The sequence below is a fragment of the Streptomyces sp. NPDC052225 genome, from assembly GCF_040679615.1.
Lineage (GTDB): Bacteria > Actinomycetota > Actinomycetes > Streptomycetales > Streptomycetaceae > Streptomyces.
Map to the genome: position 1 here is coordinate 193,958 of NZ_JBFAVD010000003.1, position 26,150 is coordinate 220,107.

At 71.5% G+C, this 26,150-nt stretch carries 22 protein-coding genes; 13 read left to right on the plus strand and 9 right to left on the minus strand.

Annotated elements, in window-relative coordinates; all coding sequences use genetic code 11:
- Positions 1-80 precede the first annotated feature (80 nt).
- Together AB0L37_RS06540 and AB0L37_RS06545 are read left to right on the plus strand one after the other, a co-directional pair.
- Entirely contained in the window at positions 81-3,221 is a 3,141-nt protein-coding gene (locus tag AB0L37_RS06540; protein WP_365500997.1) for a molecular chaperone Hsp90, read from the plus strand.
- 161 nt (positions 3,222-3,382) lie between these two features.
- Entirely contained in the window at positions 3,383-4,333 is a 951-nt protein-coding gene (locus AB0L37_RS06545; RefSeq protein WP_365500999.1) for a hypothetical protein, read from the plus strand.
- Between the two features lie 13 nt (positions 4,334-4,346).
- On the opposite strand, the gene AB0L37_RS06550 is transcribed toward AB0L37_RS06545, so the two are convergent.
- Both AB0L37_RS06550 and AB0L37_RS06555 read right to left on the minus strand, forming a co-directional pair.
- Positions 4,347-6,746, minus strand: coding sequence for an HAD-IC family P-type ATPase (locus tag AB0L37_RS06550; protein ID WP_365501001.1), 2,400 nt, complete (start codon positions 6,744-6,746; stop codon positions 4,347-4,349).
- 83 nt (positions 6,747-6,829) lie between these two features.
- Positions 6,830-7,090: a DUF2530 domain-containing protein gene (locus AB0L37_RS06555; RefSeq protein WP_365501003.1), complete on the minus strand. Its 261-nt coding sequence runs from the start codon at positions 7,088-7,090 to the stop codon at positions 6,830-6,832.
- A gap of 254 nt (positions 7,091-7,344) precedes the next feature.
- Between AB0L37_RS06555 and AB0L37_RS06560 the strand changes: the two genes are divergently transcribed.
- Entirely contained in the window at positions 7,345-8,793 is a 1,449-nt protein-coding gene (locus tag AB0L37_RS06560; RefSeq protein WP_365501005.1) for an NCS2 family permease, read from the plus strand.
- 20 nt (positions 8,794-8,813) lie between these two features.
- On the opposite strand, the gene AB0L37_RS06565 is transcribed toward AB0L37_RS06560, so the two are convergent.
- The gene (locus tag AB0L37_RS06565; protein ID WP_338697755.1) at positions 8,814-8,996 is read right to left on the minus strand and encodes a ribbon-helix-helix protein, CopG family; all 183 of its coding nucleotides are present in this window, start codon (positions 8,994-8,996) and stop codon (positions 8,814-8,816) included.
- A 154-nt stretch (positions 8,997-9,150) separates the two neighbouring features.
- On the opposite strand from AB0L37_RS06565, the gene AB0L37_RS06570 reads away from it, so the two are divergent.
- From AB0L37_RS06570 to thpR, 3 genes are all read left to right on the plus strand, one after another.
- Positions 9,151-9,588 carry a MarR family transcriptional regulator gene (locus tag AB0L37_RS06570; RefSeq protein ID WP_365501007.1) on the plus strand — a complete coding sequence of 146 codons (438 nt, stop codon included), beginning with the start codon at positions 9,151-9,153 and terminating at the stop codon, positions 9,586-9,588.
- Between the two features lie 45 nt (positions 9,589-9,633).
- Complete coding sequence (locus tag AB0L37_RS06575) at positions 9,634-10,983, plus strand: MFS transporter (protein WP_365501009.1); 1,350 nt, start codon at positions 9,634-9,636, stop codon at positions 10,981-10,983.
- A gap of 188 nt (positions 10,984-11,171) precedes the next feature.
- On the plus strand, positions 11,172-11,729 hold the full coding sequence (gene thpR, locus AB0L37_RS06580; RefSeq protein ID WP_365501011.1) for an RNA 2',3'-cyclic phosphodiesterase: 558 nt from the start codon (positions 11,172-11,174) through the stop codon (positions 11,727-11,729).
- Positions 11,730-11,853: 124 nt separating this feature from the next.
- On the opposite strand, the gene AB0L37_RS06585 is transcribed toward thpR, so the two are convergent.
- Together AB0L37_RS06585 and AB0L37_RS06590 are read right to left on the minus strand one after the other, a co-directional pair.
- A complete protein-coding gene (locus tag AB0L37_RS06585) occupies positions 11,854-12,843 on the minus strand; it encodes an aldo/keto reductase (RefSeq protein ID WP_365501013.1) in 990 nt (329 codons plus the stop codon).
- Positions 12,840-13,625, minus strand: a complete 786-nt coding sequence (locus tag AB0L37_RS06590; protein WP_365501015.1) for a helix-turn-helix domain-containing protein — start codon at positions 13,623-13,625, stop codon at positions 12,840-12,842. Before AB0L37_RS06590 ends, AB0L37_RS06585 begins: the two co-directional genes overlap by 4 nt.
- A gap of 244 nt (positions 13,626-13,869) precedes the next feature.
- Between AB0L37_RS06590 and AB0L37_RS06595 the strand changes: the two genes are divergently transcribed.
- The 3 genes from AB0L37_RS06595 to AB0L37_RS06605 are packed head-to-tail and all read left to right on the plus strand — an operon-like array spanning position 13,870 to position 16,323.
- The gene (locus tag AB0L37_RS06595) at positions 13,870-14,532 is read left to right on the plus strand and encodes a DUF4097 family beta strand repeat-containing protein (RefSeq protein WP_365501017.1); all 663 of its coding nucleotides are present in this window, start codon (positions 13,870-13,872) and stop codon (positions 14,530-14,532) included.
- A gap of 40 nt (positions 14,533-14,572) precedes the next feature.
- A complete protein-coding gene (locus AB0L37_RS06600; protein ID WP_365501019.1) occupies positions 14,573-15,544 on the plus strand; it encodes an ATP-binding cassette domain-containing protein in 972 nt (323 codons plus the stop codon).
- Positions 15,541-16,323: an ABC transporter permease gene (locus tag AB0L37_RS06605; RefSeq protein WP_365501021.1), complete on the plus strand. Its 783-nt coding sequence runs from the start codon at positions 15,541-15,543 to the stop codon at positions 16,321-16,323. Before AB0L37_RS06600 ends, AB0L37_RS06605 begins: the two co-directional genes overlap by 4 nt.
- A 66-nt stretch (positions 16,324-16,389) precedes the next feature.
- On the opposite strand, the gene AB0L37_RS06610 is transcribed toward AB0L37_RS06605, so the two are convergent.
- On the minus strand, positions 16,390-17,043 hold the full coding sequence (locus AB0L37_RS06610) for a GDSL-type esterase/lipase family protein (RefSeq protein WP_365501023.1): 654 nt from the start codon (positions 17,041-17,043) through the stop codon (positions 16,390-16,392).
- A gap of 79 nt (positions 17,044-17,122) precedes the next feature.
- Between AB0L37_RS06610 and AB0L37_RS06615 the strand changes: the two genes are divergently transcribed.
- Entirely contained in the window at positions 17,123-18,130 is a 1,008-nt protein-coding gene (locus tag AB0L37_RS06615; RefSeq protein WP_365501025.1) for a WD40 repeat domain-containing protein, read from the plus strand.
- Between the two features lie 49 nt (positions 18,131-18,179).
- Here the strand turns inward: AB0L37_RS06615 and AB0L37_RS06620 are convergent, their stop codons facing one another.
- Complete coding sequence (locus AB0L37_RS06620; protein ID WP_365501027.1) at positions 18,180-18,962, minus strand: TetR/AcrR family transcriptional regulator; 783 nt, start codon at positions 18,960-18,962, stop codon at positions 18,180-18,182.
- Between the two features lie 103 nt (positions 18,963-19,065).
- Here AB0L37_RS06620 and AB0L37_RS06625 point away from each other — a divergent pair, with 103 nt between their 5' ends.
- Together AB0L37_RS06625 and AB0L37_RS06630 are read left to right on the plus strand one after the other, a co-directional pair.
- Entirely contained in the window at positions 19,066-20,010 is a 945-nt protein-coding gene (locus AB0L37_RS06625) for an ATP-binding cassette domain-containing protein (RefSeq protein ID WP_365501029.1), read from the plus strand.
- A complete protein-coding gene (locus tag AB0L37_RS06630; protein WP_365501031.1) occupies positions 20,010-20,804 on the plus strand; it encodes an ABC transporter permease in 795 nt (264 codons plus the stop codon). The genes AB0L37_RS06625 and AB0L37_RS06630 overlap by 1 nt, the downstream gene beginning before the upstream one ends.
- Positions 20,805-20,882: 78 nt before the next feature.
- Here the strand turns inward: AB0L37_RS06630 and serC are convergent, their stop codons facing one another.
- Positions 20,883-22,001: a phosphoserine transaminase gene (gene serC, locus AB0L37_RS06635; protein ID WP_365501033.1), complete on the minus strand. Its 1,119-nt coding sequence runs from the start codon at positions 21,999-22,001 to the stop codon at positions 20,883-20,885.
- 227 nt (positions 22,002-22,228) lie between these two features.
- Between serC and AB0L37_RS06640 the strand changes: the two genes are divergently transcribed.
- On the plus strand, positions 22,229-25,186 hold the full coding sequence (locus AB0L37_RS06640) for an FAD-binding and (Fe-S)-binding domain-containing protein (protein WP_365501035.1): 2,958 nt from the start codon (positions 22,229-22,231) through the stop codon (positions 25,184-25,186).
- Positions 25,187-25,217: 31 nt separating this feature from the next.
- On the opposite strand, the gene AB0L37_RS06645 is transcribed toward AB0L37_RS06640, so the two are convergent.
- Positions 25,218-26,090, minus strand: a complete 873-nt coding sequence (locus AB0L37_RS06645; protein WP_365501037.1) for a LysR family transcriptional regulator — start codon at positions 26,088-26,090, stop codon at positions 25,218-25,220.
- Positions 26,091-26,150 lie beyond the last annotated feature (60 nt).

A 26,150-nucleotide genomic window follows, 5' to 3' on the forward strand; every position in this document is an offset into this window, starting at 1 on the left:
GGCGCACGCACCCGGAGTGGCACTCACCCCAGCCGGGATAACGTGCCGCCGAGCAATACACCCCGCCCAGAGGAGACACCGTGAGCGTCAGCAAGGCCGCGCGTCCGGCGCCGCAGGGCATCGACCCGTTCGGCACCGCCAGACTGCGGCGCGGCGTGCTGGACGCGTGGGCGGCGAGCGGGGCCCGGTTCCGCGAGGACGCGAACGCCGAGGAGGACCTCGCCCTCGGCGGCTACCGCGACCGCGTCGTCGTCGAGCTCGCCCAGAACGCCGCCGACGCCGCCGCCCGCGCCGGCGTCGAGGGCCGCCTCGCGCTCACCCTGAAGGACGGCGTGCTCGCCGCCGCGAACACCGGCGCCCCGCTGGACGCGACCGGCGTCGAGTCGCTGTCGACGCTGCGGGCCTCCGCCAAGCGCGGGGACACCGACACCGCCGTGGGACGGTTCGGCGTCGGGTTCGCCGCCGTGCTGGCCGTGTCCGACGAACCCGCCGTCCTCGGGCGCACCGGCGGCGTGCGCTGGTCCCTCGCCGAAGCGCGGCTCGCCGCGGCCGAGACGGCCCGGCACAGCCCCGCCCTCGGCGACGAACTGCGCCGCCGCGACGGACACGTACCCCTGCTGAGGCTGCCGTTCGCGGCGGAGGGCGCGGCCCCGGAGTCGTACGACACCGTCGTGGTCCTGCCGCTGCGGGACGGCGCCGCCGAGGCGCTCGCTCTCCGGCTGCTCGACGCCGTCGACGACACGCTGCTGCTCGCCCTGCCCGGCCTCGCCGAGGTCACCGTCACCACGGACGCGGGCACGCGCGTGCTGAGCCGCCGCACCGTGCCCGGTGACGACGCGTACATCGTGGTCTCGGACGACGCCCGCGAACCCGCCGAACTGCGCTGGCGCACCGTCAGCCGCAGCGGCCCCCTCGCAGCCGAGCTGCTCGCCGACCGGCCCGTCGAGGAGCGGCTGCGCCCGCACTGGTCGCTGACCTGGGCCGTGCCCGTCGACGCCGACGGCGCCCCGCAGGCCCCGCGCAGCGCGCCCGTGCTGCACGCGCCGACCCCCAGCGACGAGGCGCTCGGCGTGCCCGCGCTGCTCATCGGGTCGTTCCCGCTGGACACCGCGCGGCGGCACGTCGCCCCGGGCCCCCTCACCGACTTCCTCACCCTGCGCGCCGCCGACGCGTACGCCGAACTCCTCGACGCCTGGCGGCCCGTGGGCCCCGGCATCCTCGATCTCGTGCCGGGACCGCTCGGCAAGAGCGAACTGGACGGGGCCCTGCGCGCCGCCATCCTGGAACGGCTGCCCCGCACCGCCTTCCTGCCGCCCGCCCTCGCGCCGGACGGCGAGGACGACGACCGGCCCGCCGCCCTCAAGCCGCGGGACGCCGAGGTCGTCGAGGGCGCGGGCGCCGACACGGTGCGCGTGCTCGCCGACGTCCTGCCCAGCCTGCTGCCCGCCGGGCTCGAACGGCGCCCGGAACTGCGGACCTTGGGGGTCGCCCGGGTCCCGCTGACCGAGGCGATCGACCGCCTGGCCGGCCTGGAGAAGGAGCCCGGCTGGTGGCGGCGGCTCTACGAGTCCCTCGTCGGCGTCGACCCCGACCGGCTCAGCGGGCTGCCCGTGCCGCTCGCCGGCGGCCGCACCACGATCGGCCCGCGCCAGGTCCTGCTGCCCACCGCCGACGCCTCGGCCGTGCCCGGTGACGCCCTTGCGCGGCTCGGCCTCAAGGTCGCCCACGCCGACGCAGCCCACCCGCTCCTGGAGAAGCTCGGCGCCCTGCCCGCCACCGCCCGCGCCGTCCTGACGACGCCTCAGGTGCGGGCCGCGGTCGCCCGGTCGCTCGACGACGAACCCGCCTGGGACGACGAATCCGCCCTCGGCGCCGACGAGTTGGCGGACGTCGTCCTCACCCTGGTGCGCGACGCCCACCTCGACGTCGGCGACGAGCCCTGGCTCGGCGCGCTGGCCCTGCCCGACGAGGACGGCGAACTCGCTCCCGCCGCCGAACTCGTCCTGCCCGGCAGCCCGATCGCCGACGTGCTGCGCGAGGGCGAAGTCCCGTACGTGGACGATGAGTTGGCCGAGCGATGGGGTGAGGGGCCGCTGGCCGCCTGCGGCGTGCTCGCCACCTTCGCCCTGGTCCGCGCCACCGACGTCGTCCTCGACCCGGACGAACTGGAGCCGCGCGACAGCGACTTCCCCGAGCCCGACGACGCCGGGCTGCTCGACGCCGTCGACGTGTGGTGCGAGGACGCCCTCGACCGGCTGCCCGACTCGCCCGTACCGCCCGTCGCCACCGAGCTCGTCGCCGTACGGGATCTGGACCTGGTCGACGAGGACCGCTGGCCGCAGGCGCTCGCGCTGCTGTCCAGGCCGCCGCTGCGGGACGCCCTCACCCAGCCCGTCCGTGTCCTGCTGCCCGACGGCACGCACGAGTTGGTGCGCCCGTACACCGCCTGGTGGCTGCGCGGAAACCCCGTGCTCGACGGGCGCCGGCCGGCCGGGCTGCGTGCGGAGGGCGGCGATCCGCTGCTCGTCGGCCTCTACGAAGCCGCCGACGCGTCCGGGTTCGAGGACGAGCAGGTGCTGCGCGCCCTCGGCGTGCGCACCTCCGTCGCCGCGCTGCTCGACGAGCCCGGCGGCGCCGCCGAACTCCTCGACCGGCTCGCCGACCCGGACCGCACGGTCGGCGCCGCCCAACTCCACGCGCTCTACAGCAGGCTGGCGGAGCTCGACCCCGAGCAGGTGACGCTGCCCGACGAGCTGCGTGCCGTGCGCGACGGCGAGATCGTGGTCGTCGACGCCGCCGACGCGCTCGTGGCCGACGCCCCCGACCTGATCCCGCTCGCCGACGGCCACGCGCTGCTCCCCGTCGCCCCGGCCCGCGCCGCGCAGCTCGCCGAGCTCTTCCAGGTGCGCCGGCTCAGCGAGGCCGTCGACGCCGACGTGACCGAGGCGGGGGAGGAGCACCCCGTGCCCGACTCCGTCCGCACCCTCCTGGGACCGGCGACCCCGTCCTCGTACGTCGAACACGAGGAGCTGTTCGTCGCCGGGACCGAGGTCGACTGGCGTCGCACCCCCGACGGGACCGTGCACGCCGCGACCCTGGAGGGCGTCGCCGCGGGCCTCGCCTGGGCGGCGGGCCAGTGGCCGCGCCGCTTCGAGGTCGCGGCCCTCCTGGAGGACCCGTCGCGCACGGAGGAACTGGCGCGGGACCGCTGGTTCGACTGAGGCCGGGGAAAGCCCTGGTAAAGCAGTGGGAAAGCCGAGACAGGGGTACAACCGTCCCCCTGTCTCGGAGGTCTTCTGAACGAGTCAACAGACTCCTAGATCACTTGGGCCCGTGTGACCGCATCCGCACCACGGGCCCCCTTCTCCACTCTGGGGAACACATGCGTATTCGTGCCATAGCGGCCGCCGCCTCCCTTTCCGGCGCCCTGGCGCTGACGGCCCTCGCCGTCCCGGGCGCCCAGGCGGCCGACTCCGCCACGCCCACGACGCAGCAGGCCCGCGACTTCGCGAAGCAGCACGCGGCCGGCGCCACCTCTGCCAAGGCCCGCACGTTCGCCGCCGACGCCACCGGCGAGCCGTACGCGATCGACGCCACCTTCTCCAACGTGAAGGTCAACGGCGGCAAGCCGATCGTCGCCGGCACCACCAGCGTCGTGCACGCCCCGGTCACCTACACGCTGACCCACCCGGCCGACGTGGACGTCACCTCGCCCGAGGTCCTCACCGACGTCGACATCTACTGGGTCAACAGCGACGCCTCCGACGGCAACGTCCTGTTCGACGCGGAGTACGCGAGCTGCACCCCGGTCACCGACACGACCGCCACCTGCACCCAGAGCATCGACATCGACCCGTCGGTCGAGCTCTACAACGTGGACGCGGGCAAGGCGTGGAAGGCCGAGGGCTCGCTCATCGACACCAACGGTGTCGACATCACCGACGAGAACGCCGACTTCAGCCAGGTCGGCTTCGCCTACCAGGACGCCCTCGCCTCCACCACGCTCCAGCGCCGCTCGACGCTGACCGTGAACGCCTCGCCGGAGCCGGTCTACAAGGGCCGCACGATCACGGTCACCGGTTACCTCAAGCGCGCCAACTGGGACACCGGCGCGTACGCGGGCTACACCAAGCAGGGCGTGAAGCTCCAGTTCCGCAAGAAGGGCACGACGTCGTACCCGTCGACGTACTTGAAGACGGCGACCTCGTCCTCCACCGGCTACCTGAAGACGACGTACACCGCGTCCTCGGACGGCTACTGGCGCTACAACTTCCTCGGCACCTCCACCACCCCGGCCGTCAAGGCCTCGGGTGACTACGTCGACGTGCGCTAGTCAGGACACCCCGCTACGCGGGAAAGCGGCGGCCGACCCACTTCCACAGAAGTTCCAGGGCGGCCGCCGCCACCACCGCAACACCCACCGCCGTCCAGGGCATGACGCTGCCGACCAGCTTCAGCGCGAAGAAGTCCTGGAGCCACGGGACGACGAGGACCAGCAGGAAGCCGAGGCCCATCGCCGCCACCAGGCAGATCCGCCACCACGTGTAGGGGCGGGCGACGATGGCGAGCACCCACATCGAGATCAGGAACAGCGTCAGCGTCGCCGAGCTGGTCTCCGCGTCGAGGGCGCCCGAGCCGCTGTAGTAGTGCCGCGCGATCATGTACATCACGAACGTGGCGGTTCCGGCGACGGCGCCGCCCGGGATCGCGTACCGCATCACCCGCCGTACGAAGTGCGGTTGCGCCCGCTCCTTGTTCGGCGCGAGCGCCAGGAAGAACGCGGGGACGCCGATCGTCAGCGTCGACAGCAGCGTCAAGTGCCGTGGCAGGAACGGGTATTCCACCTGGAAGCAGACCACGAGCAGGGCGAGCAGCACCGAGTAGACGGTCTTGACGAGGAACAGTGTCGCCACGCGCGTGATGTTGCCGATGACCCGGCGGCCCTCCGCGACCACCGAGGGCAGCGTCGCGAACGAGTTGTTCAGGAGCACGATCTGCGCGACCGCCCGGGTCGCCTCCGAGCCCGAGCCCATGGACACCCCGATGTCGGCGTCCTTCAGAGCGAGCACGTCGTTCACGCCGTCACCGGTCATCGCGACCGTGTGCCCGTGGGACTGGAGGGCGGCGACCATGTCCCGCTTCTGCTGCGGCGTGACCCGGCCGAACACGGTGCCCGCGTCCAGCGCGTCCGCCATCTCGGACTGATCCTTGGGCAGCGTACGGGCGTCGACGGTGTTCTCGGCGCCGGTCAGGCCCAGCTTCCCGGCGACCGCGCCCACGGACACCGCGTTGTCGCCGGAGATGACCTTGGCCTTGACGTCCTGCTCGGCGAAGTAGCGCAGCGTGTCGGCGGCGTCCGGGCGAAGGCGCTGCTCGAGGACGACCAGCGCGGCGGGCTTCGCACCCTCCTTGACCCGCGGGTTCTCCAGATCCCTCGCCACCCGCGCGAGCAGCAGCACGCGCAGCCCCTGCTGGTTGAGGTCCTCGACCTCGGCGAGGGCCGGATCGCCGGCCGGAAGCAGCACGTCGGGCGCGCCGAGCAGCCACGCGCTGTCCGTCCCGTCGCCCTCGCTGAACGCGGCGCCGCTGTACTTGCGCGCCGACGAGAACGGCAGCGACTCGGTGCAGCGCCACTCCTCGCTGTCCGGGTAGGCGTCGATGATCGCCTGGAGCGAGGCGTTGGGCCGCGGATCGGACTCGCCGAGCGCCCCGAGCACCTTCCGTACGTACGTCTCGTCGGCGCCGCCCAGGGGGCGCAGCTCGGCGACGTCCATGCCGCCCTCGGTGAGCGTGCCCGTCTTGTCGAGGCAGACGGTGTCGATCCGGGCGAGGCCCTCGATGGCCGGCAGCTCCTGGACCAGGCACTGCTGGCGGCCGAGCCGGATGACGCCGATCGCGAAGGCCACGGAGGTCAGAAGGACGAGGCCCTCCGGGACCATCGGGACGATGCCGCCGACGGTGCGCGCGATGGAGTCCTTGAACCCGTGGTTCTTGTCGACGAGCTGGCTGATGACCAGGCCGATCGCGGTCGGGATCATCATCCACTGCACGTACTTGAGGATGGTGGAGATGCCCGAGCGCAGCTCGGACTGGACGAGCGTGAACCGGCTCGCCTCTTCGGCGAGTTGGGCCGCGTAGGCTTCGCGCCCCACCTTCGTCGCGGTGAACGCGCCGCCGCCCGCGACGACGAACGACCCCGACATGACCTGGTCGCCGGCCCGCTTCACGACCGGGTCCGCCTCACCGGTGAGCAGCGACTCGTCGATCTCCAGACCGTCGGCCTCGGCGCAGGTGCCGTCCACGACGATCTTGTCGCCGGGGCCGATCTCGATGAGGTCGCCGAGCACGATCCCGGAGGTGGAGATCTCGACGGCGGCCCCGTCGCGCCGCACGGTCGGCTTCGCCTCGCCGATGACCGCGAGCGAGTCCAGGGTCTGCTTCGCCCGCCACTCCTGGATGATGCCGATCCCGGTGTTCGCGATGATCACGAAGCCGAAGAGGCTGTCCTGGATCGGCGCGACGAACAGCATGATCAGCCAGAGCACGCCGATGATCGCGTTGAACCGGGTGAAGACGTTCGCGCGGACGATCTCGGTGAGCGAGCGCGAGCTGCGCACCGGTACGTCGTTGACCTCGCCCCGCGCGACGCGCTCGGCGACCTCGGCGCCGGTCAGGCCCGCCGCGCGCTCCGGCACCGGTATCGGGTGCACCGGGTCGAGTTCGGCACCCGCGTCGATGTGCGTCATGGAATCGACAGTACGGGCGATTTGGGGCGTTCACCCGTCGACCGGGCGAAAGATCCGACCTGGGGAGGACCCCGCGCGGAGCCCTATGCTCCCGGGGTCGTAGCGGCGGCCCGCTTGATCGCGGCGTCGCGCTTGCGCACGTACCAGATGCCGATGAGGCCGAGCCCCGCGCCGGCCAGGCAGGTCCACACCCACCAGGTGGTCCCGCGGTCCTCGAACCAGCCGTAGAACGGCAGCTGTACGAGGAACAGGACGAACCAGAGGATCGTGCCGCCGGTGATGGTGGCGACCACGGGCCCCTCCAGGGGTTCCGGTGCCTCGTGCTTCGGGGTCCACTTCGCCATGCGCACAGCTTACGAGGCCCTGTCCAGTGCCTGTACAACCCCCGTATACCAAGGGTCTACGCGCGGAGATAGCGATTTCGGCCTCATATGTTCATACTGAAACGGCCTGAGTCTGTCCACTTCTGTTCGTACGAAACACCAACAGCAACATCGGGGAAACCTGTTGGTGATCAAGCGACACCCAGACTTGATCGCACTCCCGCCAACAGATCGCCGTAGATCTGCTCACCGCCTGAATACCGCTGAGGTCACTCATGTCCACATCGGCCACCGCCCCGGTCGACGTCAACAGCCAGCCGCCGCAGGCTCCGAAGAACGGTTTCGACCGGTACTTCAAGATTTCCGAGCGCGGCTCGACGGTCGCCCGTGAGGTCCGCGGCGGTTTCGCCACGTTCTTCGCGATGGCCTACATCATCGTGCTGAACCCGATCATCCTCGGCAGCGCGAAGGACATGTACGGGCACCAGCTCGACAATGGCCAGCTCGTCACCGCGACCGCCCTGACCGCCGCCTTCACCACGCTGCTCATGGGCGTCATCGGCAACGTGCCGATCGCGCTCGCCGCCGGCCTCGGTGTGAACACGGTCGTCGCCCTCCAGCTCGCGCCGCGCATGTCGTGGCCGGACGCGATGGGCATGGTCGTCCTCGCGGGCTTCGTCGTGATGCTGCTCGTCGCCACCGGACTGCGCGAGCGCGTGATGAACGCCGTGCCGCTCAGCCTGCGCAAGGGCATCGCGATCGGCATCGGCCTGTTCATCATGCTGATCGGTCTCGTCGACTCGGGCTTCGTCACCCGCATCCCGGACGTCGCGCACACCACGGTCCCGCTCCAGCTCGGCTCCGACGGCCACCTCAACGGCTGGCCGGTGCTCGTCTTCGTCCTCGGCGTCCTGCTGACCCTCGCGCTGCTCGTGCGCAAGGTGCCCGGCGCGATCCTGATCTCGATCGTCGTGATGACGGTCGCGGCGATGATCATCGACGCCGTCGCCAAGGTGCCGTCCTGGGGTCTGACCACCCCGAAGTGGCCCGGCAACCCGGTCTCCACGCCGGACTTCGGCCTGGTCGGCGAGGTCAGCCTGTTCGGCGGCTTCGAGAAGGTCGGCATCCTCACCGGCATCCTCTTCGTCTTCACCGTGCTGCTGTCGTGCTTCTTCGACGCGATGGGCACGATCATGGGCATCAGCGACGAGGCGCACCTGACCGACGACAAGGGTCAGATGCCGGGCATGAACAAGGTCCTGTTCATCGACGGCATCGCCGTCGCCGCCGGCGGTGCCTCGTCGTCCTCCGCCACCACCTGCTTCGTGGAGTCCACGGCCGGTGTCGGCGAGGGTGCGCGCACCGGCTTCGCGAACGTCGTCACCGGTGGCCTCTTCGCGGTCGCGCTGTTCCTCACGCCGATCGCCACGATGGTCCCGTCCCAGGCGGCCACCCCGGCACTGCTCGCGGTGGGCTTCATGATCCTCGCCGGTGGCATCCGCGCCATCGACTGGGACGACTGGACGATCGCCATCCCGGCCTTCGTCACGATGATGATGATGCCGTTCACGTACTCGATCACGAACGGCATCGGCATGGGCTTCATCACCTTCACCGTGCTGCGCGTGGTCGCGGGCCGGGCGAAGGAGGTCCCGGCAGCGATGTACGCCGTCTCGGCGGTCTTCGTCTTCTACTACCTGATGCCGTCGCTCGGCCTCACCTGAGTCTGAGCCACGGCTGAACCTCAGGCGGCCCCGTAGAACTTCTCCGTCTCCTCGACGGCCGTCTTGAAGCGTTCGTCGAAGTCATCGCGAATGAGCGTCCGGACCACATAGTCCTGGACGCTCATTCCTCTTTTGGCGGCGTGCCTCTTGAGCCGGTCGAGCAGCTCACCGTCTATCCGCAGGCTGAGCACAGTCGATCCCATACGGAACAGGGTCGGGTCCGGGGATGCGTGTGCGCGTCACTTTCCGGATCCGGCTCACTCGTTTGAGTGATGCGGTGGTTGCGTGGCCGGAATCACGGGCAGCATGCGCCTCACCGGTAGTCGTTAGACGAAGTAATGAGTTACGCTAACGACCATGCCGGACCTCTCCCATGGCGACGATGCCGCCGCCGTGAACTCCCTGCGCTCCGCCGTGATGCGCCTGTCGCGCCGACTCAAGCACCAGCGGGTCGACGAATCGCTGAGCCCCACCGAGATGTCGGTGCTCGGCACCCTCGCGAACTGCGGCACCGCCACCCCGGGCGAACTCGCCCGCAAGGAGCATGTGCAGCCGCCGTCGATGACCCGCATCGTCGCGCTCCTGGAGGCCAAGGGACTGGTCAGGCTCGAGCCTCACCCCGAGGACCGTCGGCAGAAGGTCGTCACCTCCACCGAGCAGGCCGAGACCATGCTCCTGGAGAGCCGCCGCAAGCGGAACGCGTGGCTGGCCAACCTCGCCGACAGCCTCGACGAGGACGAGTGGGCCAAGCTGCGCGCGGCCGCGCCCGTCCTGGAGAAGCTCGCCCATCTGTAGCCGGCCCTTTCTGAGCAGCACGACCGCCGAGGAGGCGAACCCACTTTGAGTACGGGATCCGGAGCAGACTCCGCCCCCGTCCCAGCCGCCCACGACACCCCCGCCCGCCCCCGCAAGACCTCGATGTTCGCCAGCCTGAAGGTGCGCAACTACCGCCTCTTCGCGACCGGCGCCGTCATCTCCAACACCGGCACCTGGATGGCCCGCATCACCCAGGACTGGCTGGTGCTCTCCCTCACGGGATCCTCCGCCGCCGTCGGTGTCACCACGGCGATGCAGTTCCTGCCGATGCTCCTCTTCGGCCTGTACGGCGGTGTGATCGCCGACCGTTTCGCCAAGCGGAAGCTGCTCTTCCTCACCCAGGGTGCGATGAGCCTGTCCGGCCTGTTCCTCGCCGCGCTCACGCTGTCCGGCAACGTCCAGGTCTGGCACGTCTACCTCGCCGCGTTCTTCACCGGCCTCGTCACGGTCGTCGACAATCCGACGCGGCAGTCGTTCGTCTCGGAGATGGTGGGCCCCGACCAGGTCCGCAACGCGGTCTCGCTGAACTCCGCGAACTTCCAGTCCGCGCGCCTCATCGGCCCGGCCGTCGCCTCCGCGCTGACCGCCGCCGTCGGACCCGGCTGGGCGTTCCTCGCGAACGGCCTGTCGTTCCTGGCGCCGCTGACCGGGCTGATGCTGATCCGCACCAGCGAGCTGCACAAGACGAAGCTCGCGCCGCGCGGCAAGGGCCAGCTCAAGGAGGGCCTGCGCTATGTGTCGCAGCGGCCCGAGCTGATCTGGCCGATCGTGCTCGTCGGGTTCGTCGGCACCTTCGGCTTCAACTTCCCGATCTGGCTCAGCGCGTACGCCGACGACGTCTTCCACGGCGGGGTCGGCCAGTACGGCCTGTTCAACACGCTCATGGCGATCGGCTCGCTGGCCGGCGCGCTGCTCGCCGCCCGCCGCCGCTCGACCCGGCTGCGGGTCCTGGCCGGCGCCGCGGTCGGCTTCGGCGTCCTGGAGATCCTGGCCGCGTGGGCGCCGGGGGTCTGGGCGTTCGCGCCGATGATCGTGCTGCTCGGCATCCTCGGCCTGACGGTCAACGTGACCGCCAACTCCACGGTCCAGATGGGCACGGACCCCGAGATGCGGGGCCGGGTGATGTCCCTGTTCATGATGGTGTTCACGGGCGGCACCCCGCTGGGCGGGCCGCTCTTCGGCTGGCTCGCCGACCAGTACGGCGTCCGGATCAGCTTTGCGCTGGGCGGCGTGATCTGCGCGGCCGCGGCGGTCGGGGTCGGCCTGATGCTGGCCCGGGCGGCGAACCTCCGGCTCAAGGTCGATCTGCGGCGCGGGGAGCGGCATGTGCAGTTCGTTCCACGGGATCGGCAGCGGTTGGCCGCCGTGGCCTGATCGGTCCGTTGCCGGGTGCGGCTTTCGTCGTGGCTGGTCGCGCCCCGCGGCGGAGCCGCTGATGTCACAGCCCCGCGCCCCTTCATCGGGGAAATGCGCGCGAAGCGCAGGCATTTCAGGGGCGCGGGGAACTGCGCGACCAGCCCCCACCGAACCCGCACCCGACGACGGGACGGGAAACTGGGCTCATGAGACTCTTCGCCGCTGTGCTGCCGCCCCCCGAGGCACTCGCTGAACTCGGCCGCGCCGTGGACCAGTTGGGCGCCGGAGGCGGTCTGCGGTGGACCGAGCGGGCCGGCTGGCATCTCACGCTCGCGTTCTACGGGGACGTGCCCGACGCGACCGTCCCCGACCTGGAGGACCGGCTCGCGCGGGCCGCACACCGTACCGAAGCGTTCGAGCTGGCCCTGCGCGGCGGCGGCCACTTCGGCGGGCGCGCGCTGTGGGCCGGGGTCGACGGCGACGTGGCCGGCGTCAAGCGGCTCGCCGAGCGCGCCGAGGCGGCGGGCCGGAAGGCCGGGCTCCCCGGCGAGCACCGCCGCTACCGGCCGCACCTGACCCTGGCCCGCAGCCGCGACACCGCCGACTTCGGGACGTACGTCACCGCCCTCGACGGATTCGCGGGGACACCCTGGACCGTCGGCGAGCTGGCTCTCGTACGGAGCAATCTGCCGGTGTCCGGGGTGCCGGGAGAGCGGCCGCGGTACGAGAAGGTCGGCGGCTGGGAGCTTTCGGGCACGCGTTAGGCTCGATGCGTGGACCCGAAGACGCGGAACCGGATCATGGCCGGTGTGCTTGTGCTGATGTTCGTCGTGGTGGCGGTGGCGGCGGCCGTCGGCCAGTAGCTTCCGACGGCCGCCGCCCCCGTGCTCACCAGGCGAAGGCCTCCGGGGACGGGCCGGGACCCGGGAAGATCTCGTCGAGGGACGTCAGGACGTCCTCGCCCAGCTCCAGTTCGACCGCGCGCAGCGCCGAGTCCAGCTGCTCCTGGGTGCGCGGGCCGACGATGGGACCCGTGACGCCGGGGCGCGTGAGCAGCCAGGCCAGAGCCGCCTCGCCGGGCTCGATGCCGTGCTTGTCGAGCAGGTCCTCGTACGCCTGGACCTGGTCGCGCACCTTCGTGTTCTCCAGCGCGGTCGCGGACCGGCCCTGGGCGCGGCGCTTGCCCTCGGACTCCTTCTTGAGGACACCGCCGAGCAGCCCGCCGTGCAGCGGGGACCAGGGGATGACGCCGAGGCCGTACTCCTGCGCGGCCGGGATGACCTCCATCTCGGCGCGGCGCTCGGCGAGGTTGTAGAGGCACTGCTCGCTGACCAGGCCGACGCGGCCGTGGGCCTTCGCCAGCTCGTTGGCCTGGGCGATCTTGTAGCCGGGGAAGTTCGAGGAACCGGCGTAGAGGATCTTGCCCTGCTGGATCAGGACGTCGATCGCCTGCCAGATCTCCTCGAACGGGGTGTGCCGGTCGATGTGGTGGAACTGGTAGATGTCGATGTAGTCGGTCTGGAGCCGCTTGAGCGAGGCGTCGACGGCCCGGCGGATGTTCACCGCGGAGAGCCGGTCGTGGTTGGGCCAGACGTCGTCGCCTGCCGCCATGTTCCCGAACACCTTGGTGGCGAGGACGGTCTTGTCGCGGCGGCCGCCGCCCTGCGCGAACCAGGTGCCGATGATCTCCTCGGTACGGCCCTTGTTCTCACCCCACCCGTACACGTTCGCCGTGTCGAAGTAGTTGATGCCGCTGGCCAGCGCCGCGTCCATGATGCCGTGGCTGGTGGCTTCGTCGGTCTGCGGGCCGAAGTTCATGGTGCCGAGGACGAGCCGGCTGACCTTGAGTCCTGTGCGTCCGAGCTGCGTGTACTTCATGACTCCTCAGCCAAGGACGTGGAGTGCGCTCTAGGCAAGGGGGTTTCGCCTGATTCAGTGGCGGGTTCGGCGGCGGGACCCGTGGAGAGGATGTCGCGGGCCTGCGCGGCGGCGCGGGTGAGGCTCTCGGCGACGTAGTCGAGGAAGCGGGCGATGTTCTCCAGGCGGGTGGCGGCCGGGGTGCCGGGGCCGAGGACGGCGACGCCCTGGCGGGAGACCTCGACCTGCTGGATGAGCGCCTTGGAGCTGGCGAGCATCGACTGGTACCAGAGGTCGTCGTCGATGACGTAGCGCTCGCGGCGGCGCTCGTCGCGCTCCCTGCGGACCAGCGTCTGACTCTCCAGGAAGGCGATCGACTTGGAGACCGTCGCCGGGCTGACCTGGAGGCGCTGGGTGAGTTCGGCGGCGGTCAGGCTGCCGGAGTCGGTGGTCAGCAGGCTCGCCATCACCCGCGACATCATCTTCGGCAGGCCCGACTGGACCATCACCTCGGTGAACGTCTCCTCGTACGCGCGCACCGCCTCGGGGTCGCGGCCGTGGGGGAGCGGGGGTGCCTCCTGGCTGCGGGGCGCGGACTGTCCCCGCCGGTGGGCGCGGCGCTCGGTGGCGCGGTGGGCGGCCTCGGCGCGGTAGTCGTTCGGGCCCCCGTTGCGCATGACCTCGCGGGTGACGGTCGAGGTGGGGCGTTCCAGACGCCGGGCGATCTCCGCGTAGGCGAGGCCGTCGGCCAGGCCCCGTGCGATCTCCTGGCGCTCCTGCTGGCTGAGCCTGCCTCCCGGCATCGCGATCTCCTTTGTGGGTGGTCACGTGGTTCTGGTGCCGTGGCGACCTTAGCGTTCACCTCCACCTCAATGCAACGAGCGGTGCGGGTGCGTTGCGTTAGGGGTCAGGATTGTTGCAATGAAATAGCGCAACTGGCCTGCGATTATGGGGTTCTAGCGCTTCTAGTGTGTTGCGAGATTAGTGAACGCTACGTAGCTTTCTCTCATCGGAAACAGCACGGCAGGAACCGACAGGGAGACTGACATGCAGAAGTTCGCCACCACCGCCCCGATCGCCGCCCGCCTGACCGTCCCCGCCGGCCGGGTCCAGCTGATCGCCGCCGACCGCACCGACGCCACCGTCGAGGTCCGCCCCGCCAACCCCTCCAGGGGGCGGGACGTGAAGGCCGCCGACAAGGTCACCGTCACCTACGCCGACGGCGTCCTGGACGTGGTCGACGCTGAGGGTGGCAAGGCCTTCGGCGCCTCGGGTGCGGTCGAGGTCACCGTCCAGCTGCCCGCCGGGTCCCGGGTCGAGGTCCGGGCGGAGGCCACCGAGGTACGGGCCGTGGGCCGCCTCGGCGACCTCACCGTGACCGGCGCCTACCAGCACATCAAGATCGACGAGGCCGCGAGCGTCGACCTGACCGCGACCGACGGCGACGTCGAGATCGGCCGGATCACCGGGCCCGCGAACGTCACCACCGCCCGCGGCAGCATCACCGTCGCCGAGGCCGCCGGCGGCACGGTCACGCTCACCACGCAGATGGGCGACATCACGGTCGCGGCCGCGGCCGGCGTCTCCGCCGCCCTGGACGCGGGCACCTCGCACGGCCGGATCGCCAACAGCCTCAAGAACGACGGCACCCCGGTGCTGAACATCCGCGCCACCACCGCGCAGGGCGACATCACCGCCCGCAGCCTCTGACTCCCCTCGCCCCCTCGCTGCCTTCCAAGGAGTACGTGTCATGAGCACCCCGGCCATCGCGGCACACGGACTGCGCAAGTCCTACGGAGACAAGGTCGTCCTGGACGGCATCGACATCGAGGTCCCCGCCGGCACCGTCTTCGCCCTGCTCGGCCCGAACGGGGCCGGCAAGACCACCGCCGTCAAAATCCTCTCCACCCTCATCTCCCCCGACCCGGACTCCGGGCCGATCACGGTCGGCGGCCACGACCGAGCGAGCGGCGCGCAGGAGATCCGCCGCGCGATCGGGGTGACCGGCCAGTTCTCCGCCGTCGACGGGCTGATCACCGGCGAGGAGAACATGCTCCTCATGGCCGACCTGCACCACCTGCCCAGGACGGAGGGCGAGCGGGTCGCGGCCGAACTCCTGGAGCGCTTCGACCTGGTGGAGGCCGCGAAGAAGCCCGCCTCCACCTACTCGGGAGGGATGAAGCGCCGCCTCGACATCGCGATGACGCTGGTCGGCAGCCCGCGGATCATCTTCCTGGACGAGCCGACCACCGGCCTCGACCCGCGCTCCCGGCACACCATGTGGCAGATCATCCGCGGTCTCGTCGCGGACGGCGTCACGGTCCTGCTGACCACGCAGTATCTGGAGGAGGCGGACGAACTCGCCGACCGGATCGCGGTGTTGCACGACGGGAGGATCGCCGCGGAGGGCAGTGCCGAGGAGCTCAAGCGGATCGTCCCCGGCGGCCACGTCAAGCTCCGCTTCACCGACCCGGACGCGTATCGCACCGCCGCCACCGCCCTGGCGCATGGCGCCCGCGACGACGAAGCCCTCGCCCTCCAGCTGCCCTCGGACGGCAGCCAGCGTGAACTGCGGGCCATCCTCGACGAGTTGGACCGCGCCGGCATCGAGGCGGACGAACTCACCGTCCACACCCCCGACCTCGACGACGTCTTCTTCGCCCTCACCGAGACCACGACCACCACCCCCGGCACCAACGCTGTCAAGGAGTCCGTCCGATGAGCACTCTCTCCCTCGCCGCCCGCGACTCGGCGACCATGCTGCGCCGCAACCTCCTGCACGCCCGCCGCTACCCCTCCCTCACCCTGAACCTGCTGCTCACGCCGATCATGCTGTTGCTGCTGTTCGTCTACATCTTCGGCGACGCGATGAGCGCGGGGCTGGGCGGCGACCGCTCCGACTACATCGCCTTCGTCGTCCCCGGCCTGCTGCTGATGACGATCGGCTCCACCGTCATCGGCACCGCGGTCTCGGTCTCCAACGACATGAGCGAGGGCATCATCGCCCGGTTCCGCACCATGGCCATCCACCGCCCGTCCGTCCTGATCGGACACGTCGTGGGCAGCGTCATCCAGTCGGTGGCCAGCGTCGTCCTGGTCGGCGCGGTCGGCGTCGCGATCGGGTTCCGTTCCGCCGACGCCACGCCCGTCGAGTGGCTGGCCGCCTTCGGCCTGCTGGTCCTGTTCGCGCTCGCGCTGACCTGGATCGCGGTCGGCATGGGCCTGGTCAGCCCCAACGCGGAGGCGGCCAGCAACAACGCGATGCCGCTGATCCTGCTCCCGCTGCTCTCCAGCGCCTTCGTCCCGCTCGACTCGATGCCGGGCTGGTTCCAGCCGATCGCCGAGTACCAGCCCTTCACCCCGGCCATCGAGACCCTCCGCGGCCTGCTCCTGGGCACCGAGATCGGCCACAACGGCTGGCTCGCCGCCGGCTGGTGCGTGGGCCTCATGCTCCTCGGCTACTTCTGGTCGACGTCCACCTTCAACCGCGACCCCGAGTAATCCCCCGTGGCAGCCCCAGGCCTTCAGGGCGGCGCACACCGACACCACGTCGGCCGTGCGCCGCCCTCAGTGCGTGTAGGGCCCGCCCACACCCCACGCCTGATGCAGCGCGTCCGCGAAGGCGCCGGCCAGCTTGTGCTCGCCGGAGGCGTTCGGATGCGTCCCGTCGTACGTGTCCTCGTGGATGTCGTACGACTCCGGGACCGATGCGAGCAGCAGCGGCGAGCGGGGCTGGGAGAGGTCCGCGACCGCCTTCGCGAGCAGCGTGTTGAAGTGGGCGACCTGCGCGGCGAAGGGGGCGTCCGACTCGGCGCGGATGTTCGGGATGACGGGGAGCAGGACCATGCGTACGGCGGAGTTGGCGGCGCGCGCCTCGCCGACGAAGCGGCGTACGTTCCCGGCGGTCTGCTCGGCGTCCGTGTAGAAGCCGAGGTCGATGAGGCCCAGGGAGATCAGGAGCGTGTCGGCGCCGGTCGACGCGACGGCGTCGCCGATCAGCGGCGCCATGTGCTGCCACCCCTCGCCCCAGCCGGCGAGATGGTGCTGCGGGAAGTCCGGGTCGGCGTAGTCGTGGCTGCCGCCGTGCAGCGCGGTGCGCGGGCCGACCACGGTGAACTCGGTGCCGGTGGCGCGCAGATGCCGCCACATGCGATGGCGCCAGGTGTGCTCGCCGGCGCCTCCGATCGTCATGGAGTCACCCACGAACATGAACCTGAGCATCCGCTCATCATCGTGGATGCCGCGGAGATCACCACGGGCGCGTGCGTGTGAGACCGAACACGCCTGGCAAGCTGGGTCCATGCGTACGTATCTGGGGGCGGCCGGGGCCGCGGTCGTGCTGGTCGCCGGAGTCCTCGGCGGGAGCGCGGCAGCCGCCGACCGCCCGGCCGGTTCCGACGGGTTCACGATCCAGGACCCCCGGATCACCGAGTCCAGCGGCCTCGCCGCGTCCCGCGCCCACCCCGGGGTCTACTGGACCCACAACGACAGCGACGACGGCGCCTACCTGTACGCGATCGACGGCCGCACGGGAAAGACCGTCGCCACGCTCACCCTCACCGGGGTCGGCGCCCCGCGCGACGTCGAGGCGATCTCCGTCGGCCCCGACGGTGACCTCTACGTGGGCGACATCGGGGACAACCTCGGCGGCAAGTGGAACCACGTGTGGATCTACAAGCTCCCCGAGCCCAAGAAGCTGCGCGATCAGACGGTGCGGGCCACGCAGTACGTCGTGCGGTACGCGGACGGCCCGCGCAACGCCGAGGCGATGATGGTCCACCCGAAGACCGGCCGGGTCTACATCATCGAGAAGGACGAGGACGGCGGCGGCCTCTACGAGGGCCCCGACCCCCTCGACTCCTCGGCCACGAACACCTTCAAGCGCATCGCCGACATCGATCTGTGGGCGACCGACGCGGCGTTCTCGCCCGACGGCGAGCAGCTGTCCGTACGCGGCTACTTCGGCGGTGTCTCGTACTCCTGGAACGACGGGAAGCCCGAGCGCCAGGGCCAGTTGAGCGTGCCGATCCAGCCGCAGGGCGAGTCGCTCACGTACACCGTCGACGGGAAGACGCTGCTGTACGGCAGCGAGGGCGAGGGCAGTTCGGTCAAGGCGGAGGACGTCGAGGGCGCGTCGGACGACTCGGGCTCGGGGTCCAACTCCTCGGGAGGCGGCGGGAGTTCGGACAGCGGGCCGGGCGGCGACGGCGGCGGCTTCACGGGGAAGGCGGGGGCCGTCGGGGCGGCCGTCGTGCTGATCGCGGTGATCGGTATCGGCCGGCTCCTGCGCAAGCCGAAGCGGGACTGAGGCCCGGGCCTTGTCGAGGGCCCCGCCGGGGGCCTGTCGAGGGGGTCTCTCACTGCTTCGTGCGGGCGGCCACGAGTACGTCGAGGCCGTCCAGGATCCGCTGGAGCCCGAACTCGAAGTGGTCGAAGCCGGGCGCGAACGTGTCCGGGGACAGGGACGCCATCACCGGGTAGGCGCCGCTCGCCATCGCGGCCTCCAGGGTGGGGCTCTGCGCGGCCCAGAAGTCGGCGTCCGTCATGCCCGTCGTCTTCTCGGCCTCGCGCTCGTAGACGCGGGTGCGGGCGACGCCGGAGACATACCCGTCGATCATGACCAGGACGGAGAGCAGCTCGGGGTCGGACAGGCCCATCGGCTTGATGCGGCCCATCATCTTCTCCATGCCGGCCAGGGCGCCGGGGCCGAGGACCGGGCGGGCCTGGTTGACCTGGAGCAGCCAGGGGTGGCGCTGGTAGAGGGCGAGACTCTCGCGGGCGCACTCCTCCACGGCCTCCCGCCAACGCCCTTCACTTTCCCGCGTGTTGGCGTCCGTCTCCGTCTCGTACGGCGTCTGCACCTTGTCCAGCATCAGGTCGAGCAGCTCGGCCTTGCCGGGCACGTACCGGTACAGCGACATGGTGCCGGTGCCGAGCTCCTGCGAGAGGCGGCGCATCGAGACGGCGCCGATCCCCTCCGCGTCGGCCACGTCGACCGCGGCCGTGACGATCCGGTCGAGGGAGAGCGCGGGCCGCGGCCCGCGACTGGGGCGCGCGCCGGTGCCCCACAGCAGCTCCATGCTGCGGCGGATGTCGCCGCTGCCGCTCGTCTCGGTGCCGCTGTTCGTGCCGGTTGCCATGGGGTCAGCGTAAACCGCCGCCCGAAAACTGAGTACGGCGTACTCTTAATTGGGTACGGTGTACTCAGATGGTTGCGGACGAGGAGCGGACAGGGAGGCGGTCATGGACGACGGGGAACACGCGGTGCGGGCCGAAGGGCTCGAGAAGCGGTACGGGGACAAGCGCGCGCTCGACGGGTTCGATCTGGCGGTGCGGCGCGGCACCGTACACGGCCTGCTCGGACCGAACGGGGCGGGCAAGACGACGGCCGTGCGCGTGCTGTCCACGCTGATCAGGGCCGACGGCGGCCGGGCCGAGGTCGGCGGGGTCGACGTGATCCGCGCGCCCGGCGCGGCGCGCCGCCGCATCGGCCTCACGGGGCAGTACGCGGCCGTGGACGAGGTGCTCACCGGCCGGCAGAACCTGGAGATGTTCGGCCGGCTCTTCCACCTCGGCGCCCGGCGGGCGAAGGCGCGGGCGGGGGAGCTCCTGGACCAGTTCGGGCTCGCCGACGCCGCCGACCGGGGCGTCGGCAAGTACAGCGGCGGCATGCGGCGCAGGCTCGACCTCGCGGCGTCCATGATCCTCACGCCCGACGTGCTGTTCCTGGACGAGCCGACGACCGGACTCGATCCGCGCGGCAGGGGCGAGGTCTGGGACAGCGTGCGGGAGTTGGTGGCCGCCGGCACCACGGTGCTGCTCACCACCCAGTACCTGGAGGAGGCCGACCGGCTCGCCTCGCGCATCACCGTCATCGACCGGGGCCGGGCCATCGCCGACGACACCCCCGAGGGCCTGAAGCGGGCGGCCGGCGGCGACCGCATCGAGGTCGTCGTCGCCGACCCGGCCGACCTGCCGCGCGCCGCGAAGATCGTCGCCCGCGGCGGCGCCGATCCGGTCGTGGACGAGCCGGAGCGGCGGGTGCACGCGACGGTCACCGACCGGGTCGCCGCGCTCACCGACGCCGCCCGCACCCTCCAGGACGAGGGCGTCGCGGTCGAGGACATCGGCCTGCGCAGGCCGAGCCTGGACGACGTGTTCCTGCAACTGACGGGGAGGGCCGCCTGATGGGGGCGACGATGTACTGGGCGGTCGCCGACTGCTGGAACGTGGTCCGCCGCGGCCTCACCCACTACCAGCGCCAACCCGTCAACATTGCCTGGCAGTTGGGCTTCCCGATCCTGTCGGTCCTGCTGTACGGGTATGTCTTCGGCAGCGCGATGACGGTGCCGGGCGGCGGCGACTACCGGGACTTCCTGATGCCCGGGATGTTCGCGATGACCATGGCGTTCGGGTTCATCAACACGGCGACGCTCGTCGTGCACGACGCCACCAAGGGGGTCATCGACCGGTTCCGCTCGATGCCGATGGCGCCGTCCGCGGTGGTGTCGGGGCGCGGCGTGACGGACCTGCTGGTCGCCTGCGCGGAGCTGACGATCCTGATGCTGACGGCGCTGGCCATCGGCTGGCGCCCGGACGGCGGGATCGCGGGCGGCCTGACGGCGTTCGCCCTCCTGCTGTGGCTGCGGTTCGCGCTGATCTGGCTGGGCGTCTGGCTGGGCCTGCTCGTCCCGAACCCGGAGGCGGCCGGCGGCCTGTTCGCGGTCGCCTTCCCGCTGACGATGATCTCCAGCATCTTCGTCGCGCCCCAGCTGATGCCGGACTGGCTGGGCGCGGTGGCGGCGTGGAACCCGCTGTCGTCGACGGTGGCGGCGACCCGTGAACTGTTCGGGACGCCGGTGGGGTCGGGCGACTCCTGGGTGGAGCAGCACGCGCTGCTCCTCGCCTGGGTGTGGCCGGCGGTCCTGACGCTGGTCTTCCTGCCGCTGGCGGTGCGCCGGTTCCAGCGGCTGAGCCGCTGACGTACGCGAGGGACGCGAAAGGGCGCGGGCCGGGTGTGACCGGTCCGCGCCCTTACTGCCCCAGGGGGTCTGCGTCGCTCAGAGCTGCCCGATGACGTAGTCGATGCAGGCCGTCAGGGCCGAGACGTCCGCCGGGTCGATCGCCGGGAACATCGCGACGCGCAGCTGGTTGCGGCCCAGCTTGCGGTACGGCTCCGTGTCGACGATGCCGTTGGCGCGCAGCACCTTGGCGACCGCGGCGGCGTCGATCTCGTCCGCGAAGTCGATCGTGCCGATGACCTGCGAGCGCTTGGCGGCGTCCGTCACGAACGGCGTCGCGTGCTTCGACTCCTCGGCCCACGTGTACAGGCGCGACGAGCTGTCCTTCGTCCGCGCCGTCGACCAGGCGAGACCACCCTGGCCGTTGATCCAGTCCAGCTGCTCGGCGAGCAGGAAGAGCGTGGCGAGGGCCGGGGTGTTGTACGTCTGGTTCTTGCGGGAGTTGTCGATCGCCGTCGGCAGCGAGAAGAACTCCGGGATGTGGCGGCCCGACGCGTGGATGCGCTCGGCGCGCTCGATCGCGGCGGGGGAGAAGACGCCGATCCACAGGCCGCCGTCGGAGGCGAACGACTTCTGCGGGGCGAAGTAGTAGACGTCCGTCTCGGCGATGTCGACCGGGAGGCCGCCCGCGCCGGACGTGGCGTCGACCAGGACGAGGGCGCCCTCGTCGGCACCGGCCACGCGCTTGATCGGCGCGGCGACACCCGTGGAGGTCTCGTTGTGGGTCAGGCCGTACACGTCGACGCCGGCCTCGGCCGCGGCCTCCGGGTGCGTGCCCGGGTCCGAGGCGATCACGGTCGGCTCGGCCAGCCAGGGGGCGAGCTTGGACGCCTTGGCGAACTTGGACGAGAACTCGCCGAAGTTCAGGTGCTGCGACTTGTTCTCGATCAGGCCGTGCGTCGCGACGTCCCAGAACGCGGTCGAGCCGCCGTTGCCGAGGATGACCTCGTAGCCCTCGGGGAGGGAGAAGAGGTCCTTGACGCCGTCACGCACCCGGCCGACCAGGTTCTTGACCGGGGCCTGTCGATGGGAGGTGCCGAGCAGGGAGGTACCGGTGGCGGCCAGGGCGTCCAACGCCTCCGTACGCACCTTGGAGGGGCCAGCGCCGAAACGTCCGTCGGCGGGCTTGATGTCAGCGGGAATCTGGATCTCAGCCACGTCTTGGAGGGTAGCGGGTGGTTTTGGTGGGGCTGAACGGTGTCCGCCGGGTGAGATACGGGGTCTCGTCCGCGGGGTGCGGTTCGTCGCCGAGTGCGGGTGCCGTGGTGGCTGGTCGCGCAGTTCCCCGCGCCCCTTCGGGGCGCGGCCGGCCCCCACCCACCCGCAGCCGCGAACACACTCCCGCCCCTACGGCGAAGTGGCGTCACAGAGGCATGCTGGGACGCATGGCTGACGACGACATCCGCAAGGCCCTGCAGAACGTCATCCGCGGTGACATCGACTTCTCCCGCACCGCACGCGCCCTGAACACCATGGACGCCTCCAACTACAGAAGGGTCCCGCTCGGCGTCGTCGCGCCGAAGGACGCCGACGACGTCCACGCCACCCTCGCCCTCTGCAAGGAACGCGGCATCCCCGTCGTGGGCCGAGGCGGCGGCACGTCGATCGCCGGCCAGGCGACCGGCACCGGCATCGTCCTCGACTTCACCCGCCACATGAACCGCGTCCTCGACATCGACCCGGCGGCCCGCACGGCCCGCGTGCAACCCGGAGTCGTACTGGACCGCCTCCAAGCGGCAGCGTCCCCCCTGAGGTTCGGCCCCGACCCCTCCACGCACAGCCGCTGCACCCTCGGCGGCATGATCGGCAACAACTCGTGCGGCTCCCACTCCGTCGCCTGGGGCACGACCGCCGACAGCGTCCTCGCGCTGGACGTCGCCGCCGCGGACGGCACGGCGTACCGGCTCGGGCAGGGCTGGTCCGGCGCCCCCGCGGGCCTCCAGGCGCTGGTGGAACGGGAGTTGGCGGCGATCCGCACCGGCTTCGCCCCGTACGCGGGCCTGCCTCGCCGCATCTCCGGATACGCCCTCGACGCGCTGCTGCCCGAGAACGGCACCGACCTCGCCCGCTTCTTCTGCGGCACCGAGGGCACCCTCGGCCTCGTCACGGAGGCGACGCTCAAGCTGGTCGAGGCACCGCCCGCGAAGGCCCTGGCCGTGCTCGCGTACGCCGAGGAGAGCGCCGCCGCCGAGGCCGCCGCGGGCCTGCTGCCGTACGGGCCGCTGACCGTCGAGGGCATGGCCGCCGACCTCGTACCGCCGGATGCGGGCCTGCCGAAGGGCGGGGCGTGGCTGTTCGTGGAGACCGGCGGTGCGACGCGGGCCGAGGCGCGGGCGGCCGCCGAGCGGATCGTGCGGGCGGCGGACGTGGTGGACGCGCTCGTCGTCGACGACCCGGCCGGGCAGCGTGCGCTGTGGCGGATCCGGGAGGACGCGAGCGGTACGGCGACGCGGATGCCGGACGGCAGCGAGGCGTGGCCCGGCTGGGAGGACTGTGCGGTGCCGCCCGCCCGACTCGGCGCCTACCTGCGGGAGTTCCGGGGCCTGCTCCGCGAGCACGGGCTGCGCGGGACCCCGTACGGGCACTTCGGCGACGGCTGCATCCACGTACGCATCGACTTCGATCTGCTCACGGAGGCGGGCATCGCGCGCTTCCGGCGGTTCTCCGAGGACCTCGCCGCACTGGTCGTCGCGCACGGTGGGTCCCTGTCCGGCGAGCACGGCGACGGGCAGGCGCGCGCCGAACTGCTGCCGGCGATGTACGGGGACGGACTCGTCGGCCTCTTCGAGCGGGTGAAGGCGGTCTGGGACCCGGCGGACGTGCTGAACCCCGGGATCCTCGTGCGGCCCGCGCGGCTCGACGAGAACCTGCGGTTCGCGGTGCTGCCGCGGGGGCCGGTCGATGTCGAGTTCGCCTACCCGCACGACGGCGGCGACTTCGGTGCCGCCGTGCGCCGCTGCGTCGGAGTCGCCAAGTGCCGTACGGAGAATGTGACGTCGGGTGATGCGGTGATGTGCCCGTCCTTCCGCGCCACCGGCGGTGACGAGACGCACTCGACGCGCGGAAGGGCCCGGCTGCTGCACGAGATGCTCGCCGGTGAGGCCGGCGGCATCGTCACGGACGGCTGGCGGTCGGAGGAGGTGCGGGGCGCCCTCGACCTGTGCCTGTCGTGCAAGGGATGCCGGAGCGACTGCCCGGTGGGCGTCGACATGGCCACGTACAAGGCGGAGTTCCTGCACCACCACTACGAGGGCCGGCGGCGGCCGATGGCGCACTACACGATGGGGTGGCTGCCGCGCTGGCTGACGTTCGTGGAGCGCACGCACACCGCTCCGGTCGTCAACGCCCTTGCGGGAGTGGGGGTGTTGGCGGCGATCGGGAAGCGGCTCGGCGGGGTCGCGGCCGAGCGGCGGATCCCGCGGGTGGCGGCGCGGACGTTCAGCGCGTGGCAGCGGCGGCACCTCTGGCGGAAGGTACGCGAGCGGCGGGCAGGCGGCGACCCGGACCGGACGGTGGCCGTGCTCTGGCCGGACACCTTCACCGAGCACCTCGCGCCCGAGGTCGGACGGGCGGCGGTCCGCGTCCTCGACGAGATCGGGGTGGTGACGGTGCCGCCGCCCCGGGTGAAGGCCAAGGCCACGTACGGTCCTGACGGCCTCCGAGGGATCTCCGGAGGCCGCTTCGTCCTCGACCCGCGACGCCCCCGCGTCTGCTGCGGGCTCACCTACATCTCCACGGGCCAACTCGACCGCGCCCGCACCGTGTTGAGGCGCACCCTCGACCTCGTACAGCCCCTCGCCGAGGACGACATGCCGGTCATCGTCCTGGAACCGTCCTGCGCCGCGGCCCTCCGCTCCGACCTGCCCGAACTCCTCCCCGACGACCCGCGCGCCCAGCGCCTCGCCGACCGCGTCCTCACCTTCGCCGAAGCCCTCGAACGCCTCGCCCCGGACTGGACCCCGCCCCGCGTCGACCGTCCGGCGGCCGGCCAGACGCACTGCCACCAGCACGCGGTCCTCGGCGACGCGGCGGACCGCCGCCTGCGCGAACGGATGGGCCTGGACGGCGAGTTGAGCGGCGGCTGCTGCGGACTCGCGGGCAACTTCGGCTTCGAGAAGGGCCATTACGACGTCTCGAAGGCCTGCGCGGAGGAGCAACTGCTGCCGGCGGTACGGGCGGCGGAGGGCGACGGCTCGGTGATCCTGGCGGACGGCTTCTCGTGCCGGACGCAGGTGGAGCAGTTGGGGGGTGTGCGGGCGCGGCATCTGGCGGAGGTCCTGGCGGAGGCGCTGGACAACGATCCAAGCCGGACATCCGGCAGATCAAGCCCCTCCGGCGATTGAGGAGCGGGGTCCGGGGCAGAGCCCCGCGACCTCAGCCGAGACCTCCATCAGCCACGTCATGGGCCAAGGCAATCAAATCGGCGGCGGCGGGATGCCCCGGCGCCCCCTGCCGCCGAGCCAGAAGAACCGGCACCGCAGGCGCATCACACAACCCCACGTACACAACCCCCGGATGAGGATGCATCCCCACCGTCGCAGAGGACGTCACCCCCACCCCCTGCCCGGAGGCGATCGCGGCGAGCCAGTCATCCGTGTTGGCCACGGTCAGCGTCGCGGCGGGCCGCACCTCAGCCGGCCACAGATCGAGCGAGGTCGTCCCGGAGACCGTGTTCAGGACCATCACTTCACCGGTGAGATCGGCGAGCCGGACCTGTTCGCGGTGCGCAAGCGCGCTGTCGGCGGGCACCGCGGCGACGCGTTCCTCCTCGTACAGCAGCTCGGTCACCAGGCCGGCCGCGTCGACCCGCCCGCGCAGCAGCGCGACGTCGACGGCGCCGCGCGTGAGCCCGGCCGTACGGTCGTCGATCCGCAGCAGTTCGAGGGGCACGTCCGGGTGGGCGGCCCGCCAGCGCCGCAGCAGCGGGGTCGTGTAGGCGCCCGCCGCCGACCAGGCGTGGCCGAGGCGCAGCGGCCGGTGTGCGGAACGGGCGGCGGCCACCGCGTCCTCGAACGCGGCGACGGCGACACCCGCCTTCTCGCGGAACGCGTGGCCCTCAGGGGTGAGCTCGAGGTGGTGCGTGGAGCGGTCGACGAGCCGTACGCCGAGCGTGTCCTCCAGCGCGGCGAGGGTGCGGGAGACGGCGGGCTGGGTGAGGCGGAGGCGGGCGGCGGCGCGCGTGACGTTGCCCTCGTCGGCGACCGCCAGGAAGCAGCGCAGGTGACGGAGTTCCAGTTCCCTGGTCATGTCTACCGAGCATAAGCGGAGCGCAGAAGGCATTTCACGCGGCGCGGTGCGGGGTCCTAG

Excerpts from the sequence above, each read along its gene's own strand:
- AB0L37_RS06630 (WP_365501031.1), top strand. The coding sequence starts at position 20,010 with ATGGGGGCGACGATGTACTGGGCGGTCGCCGACTGCTGGAACGTGGTC.
- AB0L37_RS06555 (WP_365501003.1), bottom strand. The coding sequence starts at position 7,090 with ATGGCGAAGTGGACCCCGAAGCACGAGGCACCGGAACCCCTGGAGGGG.
- thpR (WP_365501011.1), top strand. The coding sequence starts at position 11,172 with ATGAGACTCTTCGCCGCTGTGCTGCCGCCCCCCGAGGCACTCGCTGAA.
- AB0L37_RS06585 (WP_365501013.1), bottom strand. The coding sequence starts at position 12,843 with ATGAAGTACACGCAGCTCGGACGCACAGGACTCAAGGTCAGCCGGCTC.
- AB0L37_RS06615 (WP_365501025.1), top strand. The coding sequence starts at position 17,123 with ATGCGTACGTATCTGGGGGCGGCCGGGGCCGCGGTCGTGCTGGTCGCC.
- AB0L37_RS06620 (WP_365501027.1), bottom strand. The coding sequence starts at position 18,962 with ATGGCAACCGGCACGAACAGCGGCACCGAGACGAGCGGCAGCGGCGAC.
- AB0L37_RS06600 (WP_365501019.1), top strand. The coding sequence starts at position 14,573 with ATGAGCACCCCGGCCATCGCGGCACACGGACTGCGCAAGTCCTACGGA.
- AB0L37_RS06545 (WP_365500999.1), top strand. The coding sequence starts at position 3,383 with ATGCGTATTCGTGCCATAGCGGCCGCCGCCTCCCTTTCCGGCGCCCTG.
- AB0L37_RS06640 (WP_365501035.1), top strand. The coding sequence starts at position 22,229 with ATGGCTGACGACGACATCCGCAAGGCCCTGCAGAACGTCATCCGCGGT.
- AB0L37_RS06560 (WP_365501005.1), top strand. The coding sequence starts at position 7,345 with ATGTCCACATCGGCCACCGCCCCGGTCGACGTCAACAGCCAGCCGCCG.
- AB0L37_RS06645 (WP_365501037.1), bottom strand. The coding sequence starts at position 26,090 with ATGACCAGGGAACTGGAACTCCGTCACCTGCGCTGCTTCCTGGCGGTC.
- AB0L37_RS06605 (WP_365501021.1), top strand. The coding sequence starts at position 15,541 with ATGAGCACTCTCTCCCTCGCCGCCCGCGACTCGGCGACCATGCTGCGC.
- AB0L37_RS06625 (WP_365501029.1), top strand. The coding sequence starts at position 19,066 with ATGGACGACGGGGAACACGCGGTGCGGGCCGAAGGGCTCGAGAAGCGG.
- AB0L37_RS06595 (WP_365501017.1), top strand. The coding sequence starts at position 13,870 with ATGCAGAAGTTCGCCACCACCGCCCCGATCGCCGCCCGCCTGACCGTC.
- AB0L37_RS06570 (WP_365501007.1), top strand. The coding sequence starts at position 9,151 with ATGCCGGACCTCTCCCATGGCGACGATGCCGCCGCCGTGAACTCCCTG.
- AB0L37_RS06610 (WP_365501023.1), bottom strand. The coding sequence starts at position 17,043 with ATGCTCAGGTTCATGTTCGTGGGTGACTCCATGACGATCGGAGGCGCC.
- AB0L37_RS06550 (WP_365501001.1), bottom strand. The coding sequence starts at position 6,746 with ATGACGCACATCGACGCGGGTGCCGAACTCGACCCGGTGCACCCGATA.
- AB0L37_RS06590 (WP_365501015.1), bottom strand. The coding sequence starts at position 13,625 with ATGCCGGGAGGCAGGCTCAGCCAGCAGGAGCGCCAGGAGATCGCACGG.
- AB0L37_RS06565 (WP_338697755.1), bottom strand. The coding sequence starts at position 8,996 with ATGGGATCGACTGTGCTCAGCCTGCGGATAGACGGTGAGCTGCTCGAC.